Source organism: Ralstonia soli (assembly GCF_023955655.1).
GTDB lineage: Bacteria > Pseudomonadota > Gammaproteobacteria > Burkholderiales > Burkholderiaceae > Ralstonia > Ralstonia soli.
The window spans coordinates 1-2,834 of sequence record NZ_JAMXHT010000023.1 but is presented as its reverse complement, the minus strand read 5'-3'; the positions used below and the strand labels follow the sequence as shown (position 1 = coordinate 2,834).

At 62.3% G+C, this 2,834-nt stretch carries 4 protein-coding genes; 1 reads left to right on the top strand and 3 read right to left on the bottom strand.

What is annotated here, in order from left to right; genetic code table 11:
* Nucleotides 1-63: 63 nt before the first annotated feature.
* Complete coding sequence (locus tag NG900_RS26470; protein WP_104566249.1) at nt 64-435, top strand: hypothetical protein; 372 nt, start codon at nt 64-66, stop codon at nt 433-435.
* Here the strand turns inward: NG900_RS26470 and tnpC are convergent.
* From tnpC to tnpA, 3 genes are read right to left on the bottom strand one after another with little or no spacing between them, the layout of a single operon-like run.
* Entirely contained in the window at nt 402-1,982 is a 1,581-nt protein-coding gene (gene tnpC / locus NG900_RS26465) for an IS66 family transposase (protein WP_104566250.1), read from the bottom strand. The two genes, NG900_RS26470 and tnpC, sit on opposite strands and share 34 nt — an antisense overlap.
* Nucleotides 1,983-2,011: 29 nt before the next feature.
* Entirely contained in the window at nt 2,012-2,359 is a 348-nt protein-coding gene (gene tnpB / locus NG900_RS26460) for an IS66 family insertion sequence element accessory protein TnpB (protein ID WP_222328681.1), read from the bottom strand.
* A complete protein-coding gene (gene tnpA, locus NG900_RS26455; protein WP_104566925.1) occupies nt 2,356-2,763 on the bottom strand; it encodes an IS66-like element accessory protein TnpA in 408 nt (135 codons plus the stop codon). The genes tnpB and tnpA overlap by 4 nt, the downstream gene beginning before the upstream one ends.
* Nucleotides 2,764-2,834 lie beyond the last annotated feature (71 nt).

The following is a 2,834-nucleotide window of genomic DNA, read 5'->3' as shown; positions in this document are numbered from 1 at the left end:
GTAAGCGTGGAGTGATGGCCGTCTTGCTTTAGCATTTGATCTTCTGACACGAGGATCGACTGCATGCCGCTGGAGCCGCTTTACGTTACGAACCGGGTCGTTGCCATCATCCTGCCCAAGGCGCCGTTCGTCGAATGGATCAACGCGACCGATCCCACTCCAGCCAATGCCACCGTCACGTTTGAGGATGCGCGCGAGGAACCATCCGCGTTCCTGATTCCCACGGATGGCACCGATGACCTGGATCAGCCGGGCAAGCGCTGGATTCAGCGGAACTGGAAGGTGGTTTTCGAGCAGTTGCTGGAGGACTGGTATGTCGATCCAGATCTATGGCCGCGCAACCGGACGCCCAAGATGTTCCGTGAGTGGTGCGAGGTTTGCATCCACACCATTGTTCTGGACTACGCCGATACGCCGCTTGAGTACGACGACTGATCCAGATGCCACGGCAGCAGTTCGTCGATCCGGTTGATTGGATGATCCGCGATGTGTGCCAGCGCATGGCGCAGATACGCCTCGGGATCAATGCCGTTGAGCTTGGCCGTGCCGATCAGACTGTAGATGGCGGCTGCTCGCTCACCACCTGAGTCTGCGCCAGCGAACAGGTAGTTCCGCCGTCCGATGGCCACGCCGCGCAGTGCGCGTTCAACCGGCAGGTTGTCGATCTCCAGGTGTCCATCGTCGCAATAGCGCGTGAGCGCCTCCCATCGGTTCAGGGCGTAGAGGAACGCCCGGCTCGTGTCGGATTTGCGCGAGAGTGTTTCCAGCGTGGCGCTCAGCCACGCATGGAGTTGGTCGAGCAAGGGCTTGGCGTGCGTTTGCCGGTACGCTCGCCGCTCATCGGGCGGTTTCCCCCGGATCGCTTCTTCAACCTTGTACAGCGCACCGATGCGTTCCAGCACTTCGGTGTTCAAGGTGTTCGGCCGCGCAGCATGCAATTCGTAGAATTGCCGTCGGGCATGAGCCCAGCAAGCAGCTTCGGCCACGCGTCCGGTTTCGTAGATCGCCTGGTAACCGCCGTAGGCATCGGCCTGCAGTGTGCCGTTGAACGATTCGAGGTGCCGCTGCGGATGGATGCCCTTGCGATCCGGTGTATAGGCGAACCAGACCGCCGGCGGCGTCATGTCGCCTGAGTCCCGGTCGTCGCGCACGTAGACCCACAGCCTTCCGGTTTTCGTCTTGCCATTGCCCGGTGCAAGCACCGGTACCGGCGTATCGTCGGCATGCAGCTTCGTTGCCGCCATCACGTGCCGGCGTAACGCGTCGACCAGCGGTTGCAACAGGTTCGCGGTGTGGCCGACCCATTTCGCCAGCAGCGAGCGATCCAGCTCAACGCCCTCGCGCACATAGATCGCCGACTGGCGATATAGCGGCAGGTGATCAGCGAACTTCGAGACGAGTACATGGGCCAGCAAGCCCGGACCGGCCAGGCCACGCTCGATGGGGCGGCTCGGTGCCGCCGCTTGCACGATGTGGTCGCAGCACGTGCACGCCAGCTTCGGACGCACGTGGCGAATCACGCGGAAGCTCGCCGGTACATATTCAAGCTGCTCGGAGACGTCCTCGCCGAGCTGCTTCATGGGGCCACCACACGCGGTGCAGGTTTCGCCCGATTCCGGCCAGTGGGTCAGGATATCGCGGGGCAGATGCTCGGGGAGTGGTTTGCGTGGCGCCTGTTCCGGCGCCGTGCGTGGCGTCTTTGGAACCTCGATGGGGGCCGCGCCTTCATCAGCTTCGAGCTCTTCCAGTCGCAACTCGAGTTGTTCGATCTGGTGGTCGAGCTTCTCGGAGCTACGACCAAACTGCATGCGACGCAGCTTCGCAATCAGCAGTTTCAGGTGCTCGATCTCGGCCTTGGCTGTAGCGTTTGCCGCCTTGTGCGATTGGACCACGTCTTCCAGATGCCCGATGCGCGCATCGCGCTCAAGCAGCAAGGCCTTGAGCGCTTCGATGTCGTCCGGATAGGCGTCTGCCGTGGTCATGCCGGCAGTTTACGCAGCCGTCGATAGGTTTACAACGCCGATGTCGGCTCCGCTGTACGGACAGGCTGTCGCCAGTCGATGCCTTCGAGCAGCATCGACAGTTGCGCCTGACTCAGACACACCACGCCACCATCGGCACGTGGCCACACGAACCGGCCACGTTCCAGGCGTTTCATCAGCAAACACATACCGTCACCGCTCCACCACAGCACTTTGACCAGATCGCCGCGCTTGCCTCGGAACACGAACACGTGGCCGCTGAATGGATCTCGCTCCAGCACAGTCTGGACCTTGGCGGCCAGGCTGTTGAAGCCCGAACGCATGTCGGTCACGCCGGCGGCCAGCCAGATCTGCGTGCGGCTGGGTAGACCGATCATGCTGCCGATCCCGATGTACCGCGCAGCATGCGCAGGACCAGCAGCAGCGTGCCTTCGTCGGGCGAGCCTTCAATGCGCACGCGCGTGTTGCCCACGCTGATCTCGATGGCGCCCGCAGGAGCAGCACTGCCAACTGCCGCCGGGACCGGCTGCTCGATCTCTTGCACCGGTGCTTCCACTGTCACCGGCAGCAAACCGGCCGGATCATATTCACCAGCACGCAGTGCCCGGCGCCATTTGAAGACCAGGTTCGGATTCAACCCGTGCTCCATCGCCAGACGCGCTACCGATACGCCAGGCTCGCAGGCCAACTTGGCCAACTGCCGTCGGAATTCGAGGGGGTGATTCGGGATGCCTCTACGTGAACGTCTCTTCGGTGCTTCTGTTGCCACTGTGGTCCCCACTACTTTTTGGTGGGGATCACTCTGGCAACTTCCTTTCACACCGTCGAGACGGTGCTGGGGACACGCTTACG